This is a genomic window from Pseudomonas fluorescens, from assembly GCF_902498195.1.
GTDB lineage: Bacteria > Pseudomonadota > Gammaproteobacteria > Pseudomonadales > Pseudomonadaceae > Aquipseudomonas > Aquipseudomonas fluorescens_BU.
In genome coordinates, this window is record NZ_CABVIY010000002.1 from 769,890 (window position 1) to 789,288 (window position 19,399).

18 protein-coding genes and 1 tRNA gene are annotated in these 19,399 nt (G+C 61.3%); 6 read left to right on the top strand and 13 right to left on the bottom strand.

Annotated elements, in window-relative coordinates:
• Positions 1 to 32: 32 nt before the first annotated feature.
• The 5 genes from F8N66_RS08980 to F8N66_RS09000 all read left to right on the top strand — a co-directional run bounded on the left by F8N66_RS08980 (position 33) and on the right by F8N66_RS09000 (position 4,694).
• On the top strand, positions 33 to 1,364 hold the full coding sequence (locus tag F8N66_RS08980; protein ID WP_150769830.1) for an MFS transporter: 1,332 nt from the start codon (positions 33 to 35) through the stop codon (positions 1,362 to 1,364).
• A gap of 408 nt (positions 1,365 to 1,772) precedes the next feature.
• A complete protein-coding gene (locus tag F8N66_RS08985; RefSeq protein WP_150769831.1) occupies positions 1,773 to 2,411 on the top strand; it encodes a LysE family translocator in 639 nt (212 codons plus the stop codon).
• An 87-nt stretch (positions 2,412 to 2,498) separates the two neighbouring features.
• On the top strand, positions 2,499 to 3,845 hold the full coding sequence (locus tag F8N66_RS08990) for a diguanylate cyclase domain-containing protein (protein WP_150769832.1): 1,347 nt from the start codon (positions 2,499 to 2,501) through the stop codon (positions 3,843 to 3,845).
• Positions 3,846 to 3,962: 117 nt separating this feature from the next.
• Positions 3,963 to 4,118, top strand: a complete 156-nt coding sequence (locus tag F8N66_RS08995) for a KGG domain-containing protein (protein ID WP_150769833.1) — start codon at positions 3,963 to 3,965, stop codon at positions 4,116 to 4,118.
• A gap of 72 nt (positions 4,119 to 4,190) precedes the next feature.
• Complete coding sequence (locus tag F8N66_RS09000) at positions 4,191 to 4,694, top strand: DUF4142 domain-containing protein (protein WP_150769834.1); 504 nt, start codon at positions 4,191 to 4,193, stop codon at positions 4,692 to 4,694.
• A 44-nt stretch (positions 4,695 to 4,738) separates the two neighbouring features.
• Here the strand turns inward: F8N66_RS09000 and F8N66_RS09005 are convergent, their stop codons facing one another.
• Positions 4,739 to 5,149, bottom strand: coding sequence for a low affinity iron permease family protein (locus F8N66_RS09005; RefSeq protein ID WP_150769835.1), 411 nt, complete (start codon positions 5,147 to 5,149; stop codon positions 4,739 to 4,741).
• Between the two features lie 141 nt (positions 5,150 to 5,290).
• Here F8N66_RS09005 and tam point away from each other — a divergent pair, with 141 nt between their 5' ends.
• Entirely contained in the window at positions 5,291 to 6,061 is a 771-nt protein-coding gene (gene tam, locus F8N66_RS09010) for a trans-aconitate 2-methyltransferase (protein WP_150769836.1), read from the top strand.
• A gap of 320 nt (positions 6,062 to 6,381) precedes the next feature.
• Here tam and F8N66_RS09015 read toward each other — a convergent pair whose 3' ends face one another.
• The 12 genes from F8N66_RS09015 to F8N66_RS09070 all read right to left on the bottom strand — a co-directional run bounded on the left by F8N66_RS09015 (position 6,382) and on the right by F8N66_RS09070 (position 19,398).
• Entirely contained in the window at positions 6,382 to 6,789 is a 408-nt protein-coding gene (locus F8N66_RS09015; protein WP_150769837.1) for a type II toxin-antitoxin system HicB family antitoxin, read from the bottom strand.
• A gap of 37 nt (positions 6,790 to 6,826) precedes the next feature.
• Positions 6,827 to 7,006 carry a type II toxin-antitoxin system HicA family toxin gene (locus F8N66_RS09020; RefSeq protein WP_150769838.1) on the bottom strand — a complete coding sequence of 60 codons (180 nt, stop codon included), beginning with the start codon at positions 7,004 to 7,006 and terminating at the stop codon, positions 6,827 to 6,829.
• 255 nt (positions 7,007 to 7,261) lie between these two features.
• Positions 7,262 to 7,936 carry a glycosyltransferase family 25 protein gene (locus F8N66_RS09025; protein ID WP_191622941.1) on the bottom strand — a complete coding sequence of 225 codons (675 nt, stop codon included), beginning with the start codon at positions 7,934 to 7,936 and terminating at the stop codon, positions 7,262 to 7,264.
• A gap of 269 nt (positions 7,937 to 8,205) precedes the next feature.
• Positions 8,206 to 8,279, bottom strand: a tRNA-Gly gene (locus tag F8N66_RS09030).
• A gap of 180 nt (positions 8,280 to 8,459) precedes the next feature.
• Positions 8,460 to 9,344: an alpha/beta fold hydrolase gene (locus F8N66_RS09035; protein WP_150769840.1), complete on the bottom strand. Its 885-nt coding sequence runs from the start codon at positions 9,342 to 9,344 to the stop codon at positions 8,460 to 8,462.
• 312 nt (positions 9,345 to 9,656) lie between these two features.
• Positions 9,657 to 10,349: a pseudouridine synthase gene (locus tag F8N66_RS09040; RefSeq protein WP_150769841.1), complete on the bottom strand. Its 693-nt coding sequence runs from the start codon at positions 10,347 to 10,349 to the stop codon at positions 9,657 to 9,659.
• 34 nt (positions 10,350 to 10,383) lie between these two features.
• Positions 10,384 to 10,602 carry a cysteine-rich CWC family protein gene (locus tag F8N66_RS09045; protein WP_150769842.1) on the bottom strand — a complete coding sequence of 73 codons (219 nt, stop codon included), beginning with the start codon at positions 10,600 to 10,602 and terminating at the stop codon, positions 10,384 to 10,386.
• The gene (locus tag F8N66_RS09050) at positions 10,589 to 12,082 is read right to left on the bottom strand and encodes a sensor domain-containing diguanylate cyclase (protein ID WP_150769843.1); all 1,494 of its coding nucleotides are present in this window, start codon (positions 12,080 to 12,082) and stop codon (positions 10,589 to 10,591) included. The genes F8N66_RS09045 and F8N66_RS09050 overlap by 14 nt, the downstream gene beginning before the upstream one ends.
• A gap of 225 nt (positions 12,083 to 12,307) precedes the next feature.
• The gene (gene atzF / locus F8N66_RS09055; protein WP_412070723.1) at positions 12,308 to 14,080 is read right to left on the bottom strand and encodes an allophanate hydrolase; all 1,773 of its coding nucleotides are present in this window, start codon (positions 14,078 to 14,080) and stop codon (positions 12,308 to 12,310) included.
• Between the two features lie 24 nt (positions 14,081 to 14,104).
• A complete protein-coding gene (gene uca / locus F8N66_RS09060) occupies positions 14,105 to 17,752 on the bottom strand; it encodes an urea carboxylase (protein WP_150769845.1) in 3,648 nt (1,215 codons plus the stop codon).
• Positions 17,753 to 18,019: 267 nt separating this feature from the next.
• Positions 18,020 to 18,661, bottom strand: coding sequence for an urea amidolyase associated protein UAAP2 (locus F8N66_RS09065; protein ID WP_150769846.1), 642 nt, complete (start codon positions 18,659 to 18,661; stop codon positions 18,020 to 18,022).
• Between the two features lie 11 nt (positions 18,662 to 18,672).
• A complete protein-coding gene (locus F8N66_RS09070) occupies positions 18,673 to 19,398 on the bottom strand; it encodes an urea amidolyase associated protein UAAP1 (RefSeq protein ID WP_150769847.1) in 726 nt (241 codons plus the stop codon).
• Between the last annotated feature and the right edge of the window lies 1 nt (position 19,399).

Consider the following 19,399-nt stretch of genomic DNA (forward strand, 5'->3'; position numbering starts at 1 on the left):
ACACCTACGGGAAGTCCGCCTGGAGAAACACAATGAGCCTTAATGCATTGGAGGCCGGCGCGAGCCCGGCCGTTAGTCACGACGAAGAAAAAGCCCTGGTCAGCAAGGTTGCCTGGCGCCTGATGCCACTGATCATGGTCTGCTACCTGTTCGCATTCTTCGACCGCATCAACATCAGCTTCGCCAAGTTCCAGTTACAGGCCGACCTGAGCCTGAGCGACACCGCCTACGGTCTCGGTGCCGGGTTGTTCGTGGTCGGTTATGTGATTTTCGAAGTGCCCAGCAACATGATGCTGTACAAGGTCGGCGCGCGGCGCTGGATCGCCCGGATCATGATGTCCTGGGGCCTGGCCACGGCGCTGATGGTCTTCGTCAATAGCGAATGGCAGTTCTATGTGCTGCGTTTCGTGATCGGCGCGATGGAAGCCGGTTTTGCGCCGGGCGTGCTGTACTACCTGACGCTGTGGTTCCCGCAGCACTATCGCGGGCGCATCACCTCCATGCTGTTCCTGGCGTCGGCCTTCGCCGGCCTGGTCGGTGCACCGTTCTCCGGGCTGGTGCTGCAACACCTTGATGGCGTGCTGCAAATGCGCGGCTGGCACTGGTTGTTCCTGCTGGGCGGCGTGCCGTGCATCGGTCTCGGCTTGCTGGTGCTGACCCTGCTCAAGGACCGCATCGAAGACGCCCATTGGCTGACGCCGTCGGAGAAGACGCTGCTGGCCAGTCGCATCGCCCACCATGAACCGCACAAGAGTGGCGGCTCGCTGCTCGCGGCGCTGCGGATTCCCGGTTTCCTGACCCTGGGCCTGATCTACTTCCTGATCCAGGTGGCGTCCTACGGCTTGAATTTCTGGGCACCGCAGCTGATCCGCAGTGCCGGTACCGAGAGCCCGGTGATGATCGGTCTGCTGACGGCGATCCCGTACATCTGCGGCGCCATCAGCATGGTGGTGATCGGACGCCTGTCGGATGCCACCGGCGAGCGACGCAAATTTGTCGCAGGGCTGGTGGCGGTGGGGGCGATCGGCTTCTTCTGCGCCGGGATCTTCGCCAACCACACGACCTTCCTGATTGTGGCGCTGGGCTTGCTCGGTGCCGGGATCATCGCCTCCATCCCGAGCTTCTGGACCCTGCCGCCGAAACTGCTGGCCGGTGCTGGCGCCGGTGCGGCGGGTGGCATCGCGGTGATCAACACCCTGGGCCAGTTTGGCGGCATCGTCAGCCCGGTCATGGTCGGACGGATCAAGGACCTGACCGGCAGCACCACGCCAGCGCTGTACGTCATCAGTGTCTGCGCGCTGATCGCCGTGGCACTGCTGATGTGGGGACTGCCGCAGAAGCTGCGTACGCTGGACAAGTTCTGACGATTCGCAGGCTACGGCAGTTCCCACAAGGACCACGCATCCCTGTAGGAGCTGCCGAAGGCTGCGATCAAAATGTGAAGTCTGTGGTGCCTGATAGATCGCCTTCGCGAGCAAGCCCGCTCCCATATTCGGCCGCGTCTGTCTGGATAACTCGGTCAACTGTGGGAGCGGGCTTGCTCGCGAAAACTGACTGAAAATCGCCATCGCACCCTCTGCCTATCCCTCAACCCGCTGTCAGAAAGGCGGGTGCCTTCCTCTCATTACCGGGTCTCTGGCAGTATCTTTCCCTTCATCCTCGACGCTCCAAGCCTCTGTCGGTGATGAGGTTCTTCGACGATCAGTCAGTCAACGCCCAATGACCTGATATAGACTGGCCATCATTCACCAGACAGTTCAAAAGGATTTCCCATGACCCCATCGCTGCTGATGGCTGTTCTCGCCTCGGGTTTCATTTACGGCATCACACCCGGTCCGGGTGTGCTGGCGGTGTTTGGAATTGGCGCGGCGCATGGGCGGCGGGCGGGGGCGGGGTTTCTGTGCGGGCATTTGCTGGGCGATGTGATCTGGTGCAGTACCGCGCTGGTGGCGATTGTCGGGGCGCGGGAAATCGGCAGCACCGCGTTCGATGTGCTCGGGGTGCTCAGCGGGCTTTACCTGTTCTGGCTCGGTTGGCGCGCGGTGCGGGCGCGTCGCAGCGCGGCCGAGACACCGCAGGGCCCGGCACGCCGGCCGTTCTGGCATGGCATCCTGTTTGGCCTGACCAATCCGAAGGCGTACCCGGTGGCAGTGGCCACGTTCACGGCATTGCTGTCGAGCCGCGCGGAGTTGCTGACCTGGTCGATGCTGCCGTGGCTGATCTTCCTGAGCTTTATCGGCGGCCTGATCGCCTACGCTATCCTTATCGGCATTGTCGGGGCGCGCCGGGTGCGCACCCTTTATCAACGCCATGAGCTGGCAATTACCCGGTTGTGCGGGGTGATGTTTATCGGTTTTGCCATCAATGCCCTGGCGCATGCATTGCCGGGGCTGGTGTCGAACAAGGCTTGAAGCTGGTTGCAGGGTTGCATCAGCCGTACACGTAATGGTCAGGGATGGTTTCTTATCGCGGTATCGTTCGGACACGCTCTCGGCACCATGACCACCAGAAATCCCGCTCCATTGGCGAGCTACATTGATCTTTTGCTGGACGCCGTTTGCGCGGTCGATAAACAAGGTCGCTTCGTTTTTGTCAGCGCGGCCTGCGAGCGCATGTTCGGCTACAGCCCCGACGAGTTGATCGGCCGGCAGATGATCGATCTGGTGCACCCCGCCGATCGCCAGCGCACCCTCGATGCCGCGCGCGAGATCATGGGCGGCGATCCCAAGCTGAATTTCGAGAACCGTTACCTGCGCAAGGATGGCCGGGTGGTGAACATCCTGTGGTCGGCGCGCTGGTCGGAGGTCGATCAGTTGCGCATCGCCGTGGCCCGCGACATCACCGAACGCAAGCAGGCCGAGTCCCGGCAAGCAGCGCTGTATGCGATTTCCGAAGCGGCCCATGCGGCGGAAGACTTGCTGGCGCTGTTCAAGCGCGTCCATCTGATTATCGGCGAATGGCTGCCGGCGCTGAATTTTTCCGTGGCCTTGTACGACGAACACTGCGCCCAGCTGAATTTCCCCTATCACGTCGACGACCTCGAAGCGCAACCCGAGCAGCCCGGCACGATCACCGGGCGCCTGTGCGCCGAGGTCATCCGCAGCGGCCTGCCGATCCTGCTGACGCCGGATCAGGAGGCTCCGCCCGTCGGGTTCGAATCCCTGGTGACCGGGCAGCATTCGCCCTGCTGGCTGGGTGTGCCGCTGAACTCGCAAAACGGCACCATCGGCGCGCTGATCGTCAAAAGCGTCCCCGGTGGCGAGCGCTACACCGAGCAGGATAAAGAGCTGTTGCAGTATGTCTGCGCCCAGGTCGCCACGGCGATCGAGCGCAAGCAGTTGCATGCGCGGTTGCAACGAATGGCCCAATACGACCAGCTGACCCAGCTGCCCAACCGCGAATTGCTGCGTGACCGGCTCAAGACGGCACTGGCTGCGGCACGCGAGGACGGTGGGCGCATGGCGCTGCTGTATGTCGACCTTGATCGTTTCAAACAGGTCAACGACACCCACGGCCATGCGGTGGGCGACATGTTGTTGCAGACGGTCGCCAATCGACTCAAGGGCTGCGTGCGGGAAACCGATACGGTGGCGCGCATTGGCGGCGACGAGTTCGTGGTGCTGCTGCACAGCATCCACGCCTCGGGCGATGCCGACACGGTGGCGGTGAAAATCCGCCAGGTCCTGGCGCAGCCATTGCGCCTGGACGGGCACAGCCTGCACATCCAGCCCAGCATCGGCGTGGCGCAGTACCCGGAAAACGGCACGGAAGAAAACCAGTTGTTCAGGCATGCCGACGAGGCGATGTACACCGCCAAGCGAGCGCAGCACCTGCGACTTGTCTGAGTGCCGGCTGCCGTTCGTCGCGCCATTGACGGATTTCTCTAAACCTTTTGGCACGCGCCAATTCAGATTCTATGCGGGCGCAAGCTCGCCGCGATTATCACCAAGAGGTAGAGAATCATGCCTAACTCAAGAAATTCGAACGCGGGACACGCCAACGATCGAACCAAGGCGACTGAAGCGGGTCGCAAAGGTGGGAAAACCACCACCACGACGGTCGATAAAGAACCTGCGAAACCCGACATGGGCCGCAAACCCGTTCAGAAATCCAAGTAATGGCTGTAGGTGGTTTTGATTGAGAAGCGGGGGCGAAAGCTCCCGTTTGAATTTTCAGAGGAGGGCGCGACCATGAACAGGATGGCCACCCGTATTCGCAACACCGTTTTTGTCACCTTGATGGGCCTGTGTGCCAGCAGTGCGTTCGCCCAGACGCCCACTGAGTTCATCAACGAGGCCTCGGCCAAAGGGATTGCCGACATCGAAGCCAGTCGCCTGGCGCACCAGAAATCCGAATCCAAAGAGGTGAAGGACTACACCATCGTCGTGATCAACGACCGCACCACCGCCAACCAGCACCTGGCGAAAATCGCCAAACAGCTGGACTTGCCGGTGGCCCCGCGAGAAGAGGTGGTCGATAAAGCCAAGGCCCTGATGCCCGAAATCATGGACGGCACAAGTTTTGATGAGGCCTACGCGGCCAGTCAGGTCAAGACGACCCAGGAGGCCATCGAGCAACTCGAGCAAACGGCGCAAACCACCGACGTGCCGCAGATCAAGGCGTTTGCCGAAGAAACCCTGCCGAAACTGCAGAATCACCTGCAGATGGCCAAGGCTCTGCAAGCCAGTCGCTAGTCATCTTTCGTGCGCGGGTGACCGGGCCACCCGCGCGCGTTCGATCAGCACTGATTCAGATCCTGCTTGCCTTTTTCCTCAACGGCGATGCCCTCCAGGGAGACCGTTTCGCCTTCGCCCAGTTTTCGATACTGCTTTCTCAGCGCCTCCAGCTGCTTCAGGTCCAGCGCCTCAAGCCCCAGCATGGCGTTCTGCGCCTCTTTCGTTACCCGCAGCAATTCATCGATCTTCAGGTGCAGGATGTCCGTGTCGCGGTTCTGCGTGTTCTGGATCAGGAACACCATCAGGAAGGTAATGATGGTGGTCGAGGTGTTGATGATCAGCTGCCAGGTGTCGTTGAACTGAAAGATCGGCCCGCTTAGCCCCCACAGTAAAATCAGCAGGATGGCCCCCAGGAACGTCTTGGGGCTGCCGGCCCACAGGGCGAGTTTTTGTGCGACTTTTGCGAATTTCATGGCCGTTTTCCTTGTAAGAGGGCGCGTGAAATTCAGACAGTGACGGCGTGTTGAAAATTCTACTTACATTTGCCTGTTCACCGGGAAAGCACCGGCTGGCCATGGGTTAAGATGCGTCAGCATCCACGACAGGAGAACGCAATGAGTTGGTCCGCCAAGCAGTACGTCGCTTTTGAAGATGAACGCACCCGCCCCGCCCGTGACCTGCTGGCGGCGATTCCCACCGCGGACGTGCGCTCGGCCATCGACATCGGTTGTGGCCCCGGTAATTCGACCGGGCTGCTGGTAGAGCGCTTTGCCGGTGCCAAGGTGCGTGGGCTGGACAGTTCGGCCGACATGATCGAAGCGGCCCGCAAGCGCCTGCCGCAGTTGCAGTTCGATATCGCGGACATCGACACCTGGAATGACAGCGGCCCGTTCGATGTGATTTTTGCCAACGCGGTGTTGCAATGGGTGCCGGATCACCCGACGTTGCTGCCATCGCTGGTGAGCAGGCTTTCACCGGGTGGCAGCCTGGCGATCCAGATGCCGGACAATCTCAATCAACCTGCCCACCGTTTGATGCGCGAAGTCGCGGCCAGTGGCCCGTGGGCCGACAAACTCGCCAGAGCCGCCGGGCAACGCACGGAAATGGCCGATGCCGGCGCGTATTACTCGATGTTGAAACCCCACTGCGCCCGCGTCGATGTGTGGCGCACCACCTACCATCATCCGCTGGCGGATGGCGCGGCGGGCGTCGTCGAGTGGTTCAAGGGCAGCGGTCTGCGGCCGTTTCTCGAACCACTGGATGATGCGGAACGGGCGGAGTATTTGAAGCGTTATCGGACGGCAATCGAGCAGGCCTATCCGGCGCTTGCTGACGGTTCGGTGTTGCTGCCGTTCCCGCGCATGTTCCTGGTCGCGACGCGCTGATGCGAACAAGGGGCGGATGACGATCAGCGTCATCCGCCCCTTTTCTTTGTGCGCCTGGCACTCAAGTACTCAAAAACAAATGAAGCAAAGCCGAACAACCCGATCATCGAAATGATCATGATCCCCAACTCCGAACTGTCCATGCTGACCTCTATACGAACGATGAGCCGGAAGAATAAGGGATCTTTCGTCTGGCTTGAGGCGGTGCTATGGCTTCTTTACGGGGGCGGGGGGATCTATACGCAAACTATACGGGCGCTCAATTCCAGTCACAAAAAACCGACCCTTTGGGCCGGTTAATGGGGCGCTGAACAAGGTCGTCAGCTCTGCTGCAACACCTTCAACGCTGCCGATGCCAGGAAACCCGAACGGCTTTTCTCCTCCGGGTGGTGCAGCACGTACTCATCGATCCGATTGAGCAAGTAGCCAGGCAGCGTGATGTTGAGCTTCTGGGCCTTGCCCAGGTATCGGGTAACGTCGATATCCACCAGCGCCCACGCACAACCCGCGTACTTTGGGTTGGCCGCGTGCAAGGTCACCTTGTTCGCGACGGGGATTGGCGAACCGTCTTCGGCCAGAATCTCGAAGTGGCCTTCAATGGCTTCCCGGGCCATGGCCATGGCGTCATCCAGATCATCTCCAGCGGAAAAGCACCCCGGGATGTCAGGGACTTCCACGCCCCAGGCGTGTTCGTCGTCGCCCATTGAAATTGCAATTGGGTAAAGCATGTTCATTGTCCTCCGAGGACGCAGCGCATCGGGCTCTTTAGAGCAGCGCCTGTTGCAAAATACTGATGGCCGTTTTCTTCAGCAGGTCTTTCTTGGGATGAGGGACCGTCACCAGCCCCGGCTTGATCCCATGCTTGAAATGATGGTGACTGCCCCTGACACGCACCAGATACCAGCCGTCCGCAACGAGTTGGCCTATCAAAAATCGGCTATTCACATCACCTCCTTGTGGTGTGCTTGTGGTTACTATACCTACTGATTTTGTGTAATCAACACTATACCCACCAAAACGTTCCTGGTATTCGGAGGGAGGTCGTCGCAATCCAGTCTAGGAGGCCGCTGCGACAATGGTTTTGGCAAAGCCGGGCTTGATCTGCCTTGTGTATTGCGGAGTTTTTCCGTGAACGTGACGTCCTCAAATGTCGATCACAAAAAAAACCGGCCTCTTGGGCCGGTTTTTTTAAACGGGGGATCAAAGGTCCCGAAACAGCAAGGTCTTGCCGAAATTTCTGAACACCTGCACATATTGCCGGCGCCAGTTCTCCCGCCAGTACGCCGCATCCGGAAATGTGCCGTCTGTGGATCGGGCCGCCAGGACGTCGCTTGCAGCGATTTCTTCCGGCTGTTGCTGGCTCAGCATTGGAAAGGTCATGTAGGCCTTGAAATGCTTCGAGAAAATTTTGTCGATGGCGATACCCGAGTAGGGCGCGTGTGCCAACAGTTGCTCGCAACCTTTGCTGGACAGAATGTAGGCGTGCGTTCCCTTGGCCCGTACGCGTGCGATCCCTCTGTTCCAGGTCAGCCAGACTTTGCCCAGGTTGGCGCCCAGGTAGAACAGTTCCGGCTCCCGGTTTTTCAGGAACGCGTTCATCTGATGCACTTGGGCCGGGTCAAAGGAAACCAGCGTCGCGTCATCTTCCAGCACCAGCACGCGGCGATAATTGCGCTCCAGGGCCAACCTTGCGCATTTGAGGTGAGAGTCGAAACAGCCGCGCTCGGGATTGCTGCTGTCGCGGTCCACCACCAGAAATTCGATGCTCAACCCGCTGCCCTGGAATTCTCGGGTCAACAACTCACGGCGGTCGGACCGCTCCCGGAGACTGATGCAGAACACTCCATCAATCTGCAGCAAGCTCAAATTCTTCATTTTTGACAACTCATTCCCCATTACTTCATTCAACTGAAAGCTCCACGGTTTGACCGTTTTTTATAGCCCTGGCGGCTGGCTGTATTTTTTTACCGCATTATCCGTTGCTTGATGGCTGCAAGCCACTACTGGAACATTGAAAAAGCATTCGGCAGATGGCTCACTCGCCCGACGCCACCAAACCACGGACACAAAAAAACCGGCCATCGAGGCCGGTTTTTTCTTTAGCGGTATCCCCGTCAAACAACGACGTGGAATCGAAATCTGATTGGAGCGGGTGAAGGGAATCGAACCCTCGTTATCAGCTTGGGAAGCTGGAGTAATGCCATTATACGACACCCGCTCTGAGCGGCTGACTTTGTACCAGATGTTGCCGTGGAAATGAAGTTTTTCTTTGCGCCAGATGGCTTTGGCGCGGGTGTGACCAGGCACAGGCCGGGTTGCGGTCGTTCGCGGGCAAGCCTCGCTCCTACAGGACTGCGTTTAACACTGTAGAGCGGGGCTTGCTCGCGATGACGCTGTTTCAGATGGCCAATGCATGGTGGTCCTGGACGTAATGGTAACGCGGTCGGCTTTCGTGTTGCGCCGGTTTCAGGAACCCCATCAGTGCGTTTCGGCTGTCTCGGCAGGCGGCTTTGTGCTCCATGTCGAGAAAGTGGCCGGTGGCTTCCAGCGTGGTGAAGGTGGCGTGCTGTACGTGGTTGGCGAACAAGCGGGCGCCATCGGCGGCGGTGTACTCGTCCCATGCGCCGTTCATGAACAGCACGGGTACGTTGATTTTTTCCGCCGCCTGCAGGAAGCACTGGCGATCGCTGTGCAGCAGGTCGCTGATGTGGAAGTGCATTTGCCCGTATTCATGATCGGCCAGGCTACTGACGTGCCGATAGTTGAAGCGCTTGAACAGGGTTGGCAGGTGTTTGCCGATGGTGCTGTTCACCAGGTTGCCGACCCGGTCGCCGTCGCGGCTGCCGAGGTAGTCCACACCGCGCTCGAGGTAGTCGAGCATGTGTGCGTTGATCTCCGGGGAGAACGAGCTGATCACGGCTTTTTCAATGCGCCGTGGCTGTTGGGCCAGGGCGACCAGGGTCGCGGCGCCACCCCAGGAAAACGACAGCACGTGTTCGGCGGCGAAGTGGTCGATCAGCTCCAGGAGGATCTGCCCTTCGACTTCCTTGGTCAGCAATTTCTCATGCAGGTTGTGGGCTTTTGACTTGCCCGCGTAGGGCTGGTCGTAGCAGACCACGTTGAATTGCGGGTGCAGGTTTTTCACGGTTTGTGCAAACGACGCAGTCGTGGCCATCGAGCCGTTGACCAGAATAATGGTCTTCTCTGCGGCGTCTGCGCGATAGAACTCCGTGTAAACCCGATACTGACCCTGTATATCCAGCACAGCGATTTCTGGCCTCATGTCATAAGACTCCTGGCAAGCGGGTATGCGCGCAAATGAGATTGCACGAGCTTTGTGACAGGTAGGCATATGCCTTGGAATTTGAAGGCCCATGTCGATCCAGTGCAGTCCGGTCGACGGGTATTGTTATTGGCGGGCAGTCTGCCGGGTGAGGCCGGAACCCAAGGGTTCCTACCGGCAAAAAGTTTCTTAGAAGTATGTCGTGACTCGTCGGTCACATTTCGGCCGACGTCCTGATTCAAGCAGGGGTCACATCATTGCGCAAGTGCCGTTGGTAAATTGTTCGACAACTTCTGCTGAGCGGTAGCCGGCTTAGATCGATTCGATCTCTTCGTCGCTGAGCGGGCGGTATTCGCCCGGTTTCAACGCGTCGTCGAGCACCAGCGGACCCATGCGTTCGCGGTGCAGGCGCAGCACCTTGTTGTCGAAGTGGCCGAACATGCGCTTCACCTGGTGGTAGCGGCCTTCGACGATGCTCAGGCGTGCCGATGTCGGCCCCAGCAGCTCTAGCCCGGCGGGTTGGGTGGTGAGGTCTTCGAAGGCGAAGTACAGGCCTTCGCTGAACTTGACGGCGTATTCGGGGCCGATGGCCCGTTCGGTTTCGACGAAATAGACCTTGGGCAGCTTGGTCTGCGGTTGGGTCAGGCGCCGCGACCAGCTGCCGTCGTTGGTGATCAGCATCAGGCCGGTGGTGTTGAAATCCAGGCGCCCGGCGATGTGCAGTTCGTCCTTGTCCGGTTCATGGATCAGGTCGAGCACGGTCGGATGCCGCGGGTCGCGGGTGGCACTGACGCAACCTTCGGGCTTGTGCAGCATGAAGTGCCGCAGCGGCTTGCCGCCTTGCAGGACTTCATCATCGACTTCGACCCGGCTGAACTCGCGCACTTCGGCGTGGGGATCGCTGACGATTTTTCCGTCAATCCGCACGCGCTTTTCCACCAGCAACAGGCGTACCTGCTTACGGTTGAAGCGGGGCAGGTTGCTGAGGAAACGGTCGACACGCATGGCTCAAGGATCGGCGAAGAAAGGGCCGCGCATCTTACTTGATCGGCTGGGCGGCTGCTTGCAACTGCGCCTCGACCCCGGCGCAGCGCGGGCACAGGCAGGCGGCATCGCGCAGTTCGGCCGGCAGCGCTTGCAGCACCGCCGGGTCGATGCTGACGCCGTAGCACCAACACGCCCGATCGGCGGTTCGCGGGTCGGCCAGGGTGCAGTCGTTGGGGGCGCCGCAGGCCGGGCAGAGGTCAGGCTGGTTCATAGCTGGAGTGAGGCATTTCCACACAGGTACGGTTGCGGCCACTTTGCTTGGCCCGATACATCGCATGATCGGCCCGCGACAGCAGCGTGTGCAAGGTGTCATCGGATTGCAGGGTGGTCAGGCCGATGCTGACCGTCAGATGCAAGCTACTGCCGTTGTAGGCATACAGCTGTTGTTCCACGTGCCGGCGAATTTTCTCGGCAATCATCAGGCCGGTCTCGCTGTCGGTGTCCTTGAGCAATACGATGAATTCCTCACCGCCCCAGCGGCAGACGATGTCGGAATGACGCAGGCAGCTTTCCAGGTCCCGGGCGAAGCCGATAAGCACCTGGTCGCCGGCCAGGTGGCCGTAGGTGTCGTTCAGCGCCTTGAAGTGGTCCAGGTCCAGCAGCAGCGCCGTCAGCGGCCTGGGTTCGCGCTGGGCCTCGTGCATGGCTTGTGCGGCCAGCAGGTCGAAGCCACGGCGGTTGGGCAGTTCGGTCAGGCTGTCGAGGGTGGCCTGGGTCTGGATCTTGTTCTGATAACGCTTGATCACCCGGTTGAGCAGGGCCAGCACCGTCAGGGTGACCACCAGGCAGATCAACAGGTTCAGGTACAGCGAGTGGCGGATGTCACTCAGGTCGCCGTCTTCGAGTTTGTCGACGAACAAGTACCAGTTCAGTTCCGGAATGAACCGTACGTTGAGGAAATGTCCCTGGCCCTGGCCGGAATATTCGTAGCTGCCGCTGTGGGGCTTGGGCAATTGGCTGACCAGGTTTTTCATGCTGTCGAGGTCACCGAGGGCCTGCCCGGCCCGCGCACCTTGCGGCCCGCCCTCGGCACCGGTAAGCACCAGGCGTCCGAAGGTGTCGACGAAGTACACGCTGCGCTGGTAATGCTGCTGGTACTTGTCGATCAGCTTGATCACCGCATCGACCGTCAGCCCGACGCCCGCGGCACCGATGAAGCGGTTGTTGTAGTCGAACACCTTGTAGTTGATGAAGACGGTCAGGTTGTCTTTGTTGGCCAGGTCCGGGTCGACGTTGATCTCGTAGGGATCTTTCATGTCGCGTACGCGGAAGTACCAGGCATCGCGCGGTTCGGTCGCCTTGACCTGCTTGAGCACGCCCTTGGCGTGGTAGTAGGTCAGGCTGGTATCGGAGACGAAGAAGGCGGTGTAGGCGCCGTAGTGGGTCATGACCTCGTTGAGGTAGCGGGTCATCTGGTCGGTGTCGCGTTCGCCGTTCACTACCCAGTCACGCATGAAGGTATCGCGGGACATCATCGAGGAAATCAGGATCGGCCTGACAAGGTCTTTCTGGATTTCCGAGTAGACGGTGTCCGACGTCAGCGGCAGTTCGGTGTTGACGATGTTGTCGCGGATCGACGCCCGCGAAGCGTAGTAACTGAGGAAGGAAGTGGCCAGGAAGCCTGCGCCCTGCAATGCGACCAGCGTGAGCACCAACGAGCGTTGAGAGTACAGCGGCGAGCGAAGCGGCATGACAAATCCATTGGCAGTAATCCGATGGCAAGCATTCTAGAGGTAACGGCGGGGAAAAGGCTGCTGCATTTGTAGGGTGAATCGGCAAGGATCCGAGAGGATGGCGCCAGGTCTGACGCCTTCGCGAGCAAGCCCGCTCCCACAGGGATCACGGGGAGGGCTGCTGTCCATGCCACATGGCAGAACCCTGTGGGAGCGGGCTTGCTCGCGAAGGCCATCCCGAAATTAACGCAGATTGCTCAGGTACGCCCGCCATCCCCCGAAATGGCTGATATCCACCGCCCCCTCCAGCCCATACGCCTCACAGATAAACCCGCTTTCCCAGCGCCCGTCCGGCAGTTGCACCTTGCCCAGCCCCAGCGGCGCCGGAATGCCGGTCAGGAACGAGCCGAGTTCGCTGCTTGGCAGTTCCCACACTTCCACGGCAATCGCCACGCCGCCTTCTTTCACCCGAACCATTCCGGGACGAAAGGGCGGACCGCCGGCCAGGGCATACAGGTGATAGTCGGGTGAGCTGAATGTCGTTTCCAACAATCGGGCACCGCGCTGCTTGAGCTGCCAGTTCAACGCCAGGCCGTCCAGGTGCGCGCCACAGACCACCAGTCGCGCACGGTCATGGCGAGCGACCGCCGTAGGGGCAGGCAGCGCCAAACCATCCAGGCGCTGCAAGCCATCAGCCAGGCTCAACAGGTATTGATCGGTGAATGCCCGGCCAAACAGCGTCACGCCCCACGGCAAGCCGTTGTCCATGAAGCCGCTCGGGACGGCAATGGCGGCGTAGTCGAGCAGGTTCATGAAGTTGGTGTAGTAACCCAGTTCCGAGTTGCGCAGCACCGGTTCGGCCTCCAGCTCAGCCAGCGTGACGGGGCGGCCGATGGTCGGTGTCACCACGCCATCGAGGTTTTCCAGTGCGGTGTCACACAGGGCTTTCAACGCTTGAAGCCGGTATTGGGCGCGGAAGGTTTGCACGCCGCTCACCACCGGTGCCTTGGCCAGCACCGTGCGAATCACCGGCAACACGGCTTCGGGATTTTGCTCCATCAGTTCACCGGCCACGCTGTAGCGTTCAGCCACCCAGGGGCCTTCGTACAGCAACCGCGCCGCTTCAAGAAACGGTGTCAGATCAAGTTCCACCGCTTCGCCACCCAATGCCTTGAGCTGCTCGATGGCTTTATCGAACAACGCGGGGCCTTGGGTGCAGCCGAAGAATTCCAGGTCCTGCGGCCGTGGCACGCCAAACCGGAATGGACGCACCGCACCAAACGCAGAGCCGTCATTCCACAGCGGATTGCTGCGGCTGTACGCATCCCTTGGATCGAGGCGTGCGGTGAGCGCCAGCAATTGACTGGCCTCCCGTGCGGTGGCGGTAAAGGTGGTCACGCAGTCCAGGGTGCGGCAGGCCGGCACCACGCCTGCCGTGGAAATCAGCCCTTTGGTGGCTTTCATCCCGACCAGATTGTTCAACGCCGCGGGCACGCGCCCGGAACCCGCGGTGTCGGTGCCGAGGGAAAAACTCGCCACGCCGAGTGCGACCGCCAGCGAAGAGCCGGCGCTGGAACCGCCCGATGGGTACGCCGGCAGGACACTGTTCGGGCACGCGCCATAGGGTGAGCGACTGCCGTTGAGGCCCGTGGCGAACTGGTCGAGATTGGTCTTGCCCAGCGGAATCGCCCCCAGCGCCAGCAACTGCTCGACGATGGTCGCCGAGCGTTCCGGCACATAGGCAAACGCCGGGCAAGCGGCGGTGGTCGGTATGCCCGCCAGGTCGATGTTGTCCTTGATCGCGAAGGGCACGCCGTACAGCGGGAGGCTGTCGATATCGCGACCGTCGAGGGCGGCCAGGTACGGTTCCAGTTCTTCGGCACTGAGCAAATGGATAAACAGGTGATAGTCCGGGTTCAGCGCGCCGGCTTTTTCCCGCAAGGCCAACAGCAGTTTGCGCGGCGTGGTCTCGCCGGTGCGGTAGGCCGTACGCAGGGCATCGAGTTGCAAATTCATGGCATTCATCCTTCAGAAATGGGGTCAGTCGAGTTCCAGCACCACGACGCGCTGTCCGGCACGCACCGCCGAGCCCGGCTGCACGCGAATCTCGCGCACCACGCCGGCCACGGGGGCGAGCAGGGGAATTTCCATCTTCATCGACTCCAGAATCACCAGCACCTCGCCGGCCTCGACCCGCTGGCCGGTGTCCACCTGCACCTGCCAGAGGTTGCCGGCGATGTGGCTGTCGACACTGTGCTGACCGCTGGCCAGGGGGGCGTCTTCGGCCGGCGCCGGGGCCAATTCCTCGCTGTCGAAATGGGCCTGGCCACTGGCGATCCAGCGCTCGCGTTCGGCGTTGAACGCGCCTTGCTGCTGGTGGCGAAACGCGGCGATGGTCTCGGCTTCCTGCGCCAGGAACGCCTGGTAGTCCGCCAGGTTCAACTGGCTGTGCTCGATGTTCAGTTCGAAGCGCCCGAGGGGGAAATCCCGGCGAATGCGCAGCAGTTCATCGGCGCTCACCGGGTAGAAACGGATCTGGTCGAAGAAGCGCAATAGCCACGGTTTGCCATCGAACGCAGCGACTTCGCGGTAGCGGTTCCACATCTGCAAGGTGCGACCGACGAACTGATACCCGCCGGGGCCTTCCATGCCGTACACACACATGTAGGCGCCACCGATGCCCACCGAGTTTTCCGCGGTCCAGGTGCGCGCCGGGTTGTACTTGGTGGTGACCAGGCGATGCCGTGGATCGAGGGGCGTGGCGACTGGCGCACCGAGGTAGACATCGCCCAGGCCCATCACCAGGTAGCTGGCGTCGAACACTGTGCGCTGCACTTCATCGAGGTTCGGCAGGTCGTTGATGCGGCGGATGAACTCCAGGTTGCTCGGGCACCACGGCGCATCCTTGCGCACGGTGGTCATGTATTTCTCGATGGCCAACTGGCACGCCGGATCGTCCCAGGACAGCGGCAGATGCACGATGCGCGACGGCACTTGCAGGTCCTTGGCGGCGCACACGGCATCCCATTCGCCGGCGACGATGCCTAGCAGATCGGCCAGCGGCAGTTGCTCGGGTTGGTAGTGCACTTGCAGCGAGCGGATACCGGGGGTCAGGTCGATCACGCCGTGCAGGTGTTGGCTTTCCAGCGCCTGCATGAGGGCGTGGGCGCGGAAGCGCAGGACCAGGTCGAGTTCGGGGGCGCCGATTTCCAGCAGCAGGTGGGTGTCGCCGGACAGCCTTGCCACCAACCGCGTGTCCCCCTGACCAATGTCCAATACCACAGGCGACACAATCCCCTGTGGGAGCGGGCTTGCTCGCGAAGAGGGAGTGTCAGTCGATACATGTGTCTCTGACACACCGCTTTCGCGAGCAAGCCCGCTCCCACATGGGGGATTCCATTTCAGGGCGAGATTTCGGGCGGTCCTGAGGTCGACGGGTTGGAACTGCACCTTGTCCCCGGCCTTGAGTTGCCCGAGTTGCCACAGATCCGCCTCGATCACGGTCACCGGGCACACGAACCCGCCCAGGCTCGGCCCGTCCGGACCTAGGATCACCGGCATGTCCCCGGTAAAGTCCACCGCGCCAATCGCATAGGGATTGTCATGGATGTTTGACGGATGCAACCCGGCTTCGCCACCGTCGGCGCGTACCCATTCCGGCTTCGGCCCGATGAGGCGCACACCGGTGCGGCTGGAGTTGAAATGCACTTCCCATTGGGTGTTGAAAAAGGTGCCGATGTAGTTTTCGGTGAAGTACTCGGGGGCGCCGTGTGGACCGTAGATCACCCGGATCTGCCGCACGGCGGGCAGTTCAGTGACTTGATTTTCAGGCAGTTGCGCGCCCGCGCTACGGTCACTCAAAACCGGCACATGCAACACATCGCCGGCCCGCAACGCACGACCGCCATGACCGCCGAACTGGCCCAGGGTGAAGGTGCTTTTGCTGCCCAGGTAATCCGGAACTTGCAGGCCGCCGCGCAGGCACAGGTAACTGCGCGCACCGGCTCCGGCGAGGGTGCCCAGGCTCAGGGTGGCGCCTGCCGATACCCGCAGCGCGGTGTTCATCGGTACTGCTTCACCGTTGAGTGTCAGGGGAATCGTCGCCCCGGTCACCGCCACCACCGCCTCGCAATTGAAGCGCAGCAACGGCCCGCTCATGGTGATTTCCAGCGCCGCCAAACCTTCATCGTTACCCAGCAACAGATTGCCCAGGCGCAAGGCACGGCTGTCCATCGGCCCTGAAGGCGGCACACCCACGGCCCAATAGCCGAGGCGGCCGGGGAAGTCCTGGACACTGGTCTGGGTGCCGGCGCTGAGCACCTCAAAGGTGTTGGCCTGATACACCAGGCCCTCAAGGCAGCGGGTCCATGGCTGGCCGCTGGCGAAGGGCGCATCGAGCAGGATCTGCCGCAGATAGTCGCGGTTGGTTTCCACGCCATAAAGCAGGCTGTCGCCCAACGCCTGGTGCAGATCGGCGCGCGCTTCATCACGGGTCGGCGCCCAGCTGATGAGCTTGGCGATCATCGGATCGAAGTACGGCGGGATCTCGCAACCGGCCTCGACCCAGGTGTCGATGCGCAGTTGTTTGCCATCGGCGACCGGGAAGTTCACGGCGGTGAGCAAGCCGGGGCTCGGCTGGAAATCCCGGCCCGGATCTTCGGCATACAGCCGTGCCTGAATCGCATGACCGTCGGCTTTCAAGCCTCGACTCAACTCGCTCAACGGCGGCAGGTCACCGGCTGCCAGCGCCACCATCCAGCGCACCAGATCCACGCCCCAGACCTGTTCGGTCACGCCATGTTCGACCTGCAAACGGGTGTTCACTTCGAGGAAATAGAAGCGCTGGGCATCGCTGTCGAACACGAATTCGACGGTGCCGGCGCTGCGGTATTTCACCGCTTTGGCCAGCTTGATCGCCGCCGCGCACAGCTCATCGGCCATGCCGTCTGGCAGGTTCGGCGCCGGGGTTTCTTCGAGGACTTTCTGGTTGCGCCGTTGCACCGAGCAATCGCGCACGCCGAGGGCGAGCACTTCACCCTGGCCGTCGCCGAACACCTGAACTTCCAGATGCCGTGCACGCTGGATGTACTTCTCGATGAACACGCCGGCGTCGCTGAAATTGTTCTGGCCCAGGCGTTTGACCGCTTCGAAGGACTCACTCAATTCGGTGGCGCTGCGGCACACACGCATGCCGATGCCGCCACCGCCGGCAGTGCTCTTGAGCATCACCGGGTAGCCGACCTGTTCGCCGGCGATCAGGGCTGCGTCGAGGCTGTCGAGCAGCTCGGTGCCTTCGAGCATCGGCACGCCGTGCTGTTTGGCCAGGGCGCGGGCGGTGTGCTTGAGGCCGAAGACCCGCAGCTGCTCGGGTGTCGGGCCGATGAAGGCAATATTGGCCGCTTCGCAGGCTTCGGCGAACGCAGCGTTTTCCGAGAGAAAACCGTAGCCGGGATGGATCGCCGTGGCGCCAGTGGATCGGGCGATGGCGAGGATTTTTTCCAGCGCCAGATAGGTGCCGGCTGCGGCGCCTTCACCGAGACTGTGGGCTTCATCGGCCTGCAGGATGTGCAGGCTGGCGGCGTCGGCTTCGGAGTACACGGCGACGCCCTGGACGTGCAGTTCGCGCAGGGTGCGCAGGATACGGCAGGCGATGGCGCCACGGTTGGCGATCAGGACTTTTTCGAACATGGCATAACCCCTGGAGGGGATGCGGGCCGTCCCGCAGTTTTTCGATGAGCGCCGGGGTCGTCCCCGGCGGCAGAAATTCGCTCGATCCGTGTAGGAGCTGCCGAAGGCTGCGATCTTTTGATCTTGCTTGTGACCTTCATGTTCTTTGCAAGATCAAGATCAAAAGATCGCAGCCTTCGGCAGCTCCTACAGAGGACGGCTATTTAATGCACTGCCCCGACCGGGTCTGGCACAGGGCAAACAACCAGCGGCGCACACGACCGAGTGTCAGTTCCATACCAGCAGCTCCGCAGGGGTCGGGTTGTAGGCGTTGCACGGGTTGTTCAGCTGCGGGCAGTTGGAGATCAGCACGATCACGTCCATCTCGGCGCGCAGGTCGACGTATTTGCCCGGTGCGGAAATGCCGTCTTCGAAGGTCAGGCCACCGTCGGCGGTGACCGGCACGTTCATGAAGAAGTTGATGTTCGGTCCGATGTCGCCTTTGCCCAGGCGGCCGTCGTGGACGCAGGCGCGCAGGTAGTTGTCGCGGCAGCTGTGCATGTAGCGTTTTTCCAGGGCGTAACGCACGGTGTTGCTCTCCTGCGCGCAGGCGCCGCCCAGGGTGTCGTGACGGCCGCAGGTGTCGGCGACGATCGTCAGCATCGGCTTGCCGAGGTTGGAAAACAGCACGCTGCCGGTGCTCAGGTACACGCTGTTCTGCCGGCGCAAGGTGCGTTGCACGTCGTAGCGTTCCTTCGGGTTGGCGACGCTGTAGAACAGCGTATCGACGGCCTGATTGCCTTCCAGGTCGAGGATGCGCAGGGTCTGGCCGGCCTTGACCTCCATCAGCCAGGGTTCGCCGGCGGGGATGGTCGCGCGGTAGACCGCCGCTTCGGGTTGCTTGTGAACAGTAGCGATTGCGAGTGACATGGCAGCGATCCTCAGGCGAACAGGCGGTCGGTGTTGATGAAGCCGCGCTCGTTTTCCGGGCGCGAGGTGCGGCAGTGTTCGGCGACGCTGGCGTCGGCGTTCATCCAGCTGAGCTTCAGGGGTTTGGGCGCGTATTGCGGCGCCGGGTCCATCGGGTGTTGCAGGGCGGTGAGCACCACCAGGGTGTCCATCGGCGCGTACAGCTCGATGTAGTCGCCGACCTTTGAGTTGCCTTCGACGAAATGAAAGCGCCCGGCGTCATCGACGTTCACGCGGCTGAACAGGTTGAGGGTCATCAGCAGGTCCGACAGACCCAACCCCCACTTGCCCAGCTCCACCAGCAGGTTGTCGGTGCCGTTGCGGAAGAAGCCGTTGCGCAGTTCCTGATAACGACCGGCGCCGTATTTTTCCGCGACTTCTTCGGCGCAGAGCACGCCGCCGAGGCTGTCGCTCCAGCCGCAGGTGTCGGCGGTGATGGCGGCCAGCACCCGACCCATGTCCGAGTACAGGCAATGACCGCTGGTGAGCTTGGCGGTGTGTTGGCATTTGAGGCTGTCGGGCAGGTTCAGGCGCTCGGTTTTTTCGTTGGCATTGAGCAGCGTCAGGCTGACGTTGGCACCGCCGCGAATGTCGGTCAGGCGCAGCAACTGTCCACGTTTCAGGACGAACGAACGATGGCCGCCACCGGGCAGCATTTCTTCGGCGAAGGGCGGGAACAGCAGGGTTGAATCAGTCATT

What these genes read in the sequence shown, in the direction of transcription:
- F8N66_RS09000 (WP_150769834.1), top strand. Translation starts at nt 4,191, where the DNA reads ATGAACAGGATGGCCACCCGTATTCGCAACACCGTTTTTGTCACCTTG.
- F8N66_RS09070 (WP_150769847.1), bottom strand. Translation starts at nt 19,398, where the DNA reads ATGACTGATTCAACCCTGCTGTTCCCGCCCTTCGCCGAAGAAATGCTG.
- F8N66_RS08985 (WP_150769831.1), top strand. Translation starts at nt 1,773, where the DNA reads ATGACCCCATCGCTGCTGATGGCTGTTCTCGCCTCGGGTTTCATTTAC.
- atzF (WP_412070723.1), bottom strand. Translation starts at nt 14,080, where the DNA reads ATGAATTTGCAACTCGATGCCCTGCGTACGGCCTACCGCACCGGCGAG.
- tam (WP_150769836.1), top strand. Translation starts at nt 5,291, where the DNA reads ATGAGTTGGTCCGCCAAGCAGTACGTCGCTTTTGAAGATGAACGCACC.
- F8N66_RS08995 (WP_150769833.1), top strand. Translation starts at nt 3,963, where the DNA reads ATGCCTAACTCAAGAAATTCGAACGCGGGACACGCCAACGATCGAACC.
- F8N66_RS09025 (WP_191622941.1), bottom strand. Translation starts at nt 7,936, where the DNA reads ATGAAGAATTTGAGCTTGCTGCAGATTGATGGAGTGTTCTGCATCAGT.
- uca (WP_150769845.1), bottom strand. Translation starts at nt 17,752, where the DNA reads ATGTTCGAAAAAGTCCTGATCGCCAACCGTGGCGCCATCGCCTGCCGT.
- F8N66_RS09050 (WP_150769843.1), bottom strand. Translation starts at nt 12,082, where the DNA reads ATGCCGCTTCGCTCGCCGCTGTACTCTCAACGCTCGTTGGTGCTCACG.
- F8N66_RS08980 (WP_150769830.1), top strand. Translation starts at nt 33, where the DNA reads ATGAGCCTTAATGCATTGGAGGCCGGCGCGAGCCCGGCCGTTAGTCAC.
- F8N66_RS09035 (WP_150769840.1), bottom strand. Translation starts at nt 9,344, where the DNA reads ATGAGGCCAGAAATCGCTGTGCTGGATATACAGGGTCAGTATCGGGTT.
- F8N66_RS09005 (WP_150769835.1), bottom strand. Translation starts at nt 5,149, where the DNA reads ATGAAATTCGCAAAAGTCGCACAAAAACTCGCCCTGTGGGCCGGCAGC.
- F8N66_RS09040 (WP_150769841.1), bottom strand. Translation starts at nt 10,349, where the DNA reads ATGCGTGTCGACCGTTTCCTCAGCAACCTGCCCCGCTTCAACCGTAAG.
- F8N66_RS08990 (WP_150769832.1), top strand. Translation starts at nt 2,499, where the DNA reads ATGACCACCAGAAATCCCGCTCCATTGGCGAGCTACATTGATCTTTTG.
- F8N66_RS09015 (WP_150769837.1), bottom strand. Translation starts at nt 6,789, where the DNA reads ATGCTTTACCCAATTGCAATTTCAATGGGCGACGACGAACACGCCTGG.
- F8N66_RS09045 (WP_150769842.1), bottom strand. Translation starts at nt 10,602, where the DNA reads ATGAACCAGCCTGACCTCTGCCCGGCCTGCGGCGCCCCCAACGACTGC.
- F8N66_RS09065 (WP_150769846.1), bottom strand. Translation starts at nt 18,661, where the DNA reads ATGTCACTCGCAATCGCTACTGTTCACAAGCAACCCGAAGCGGCGGTC.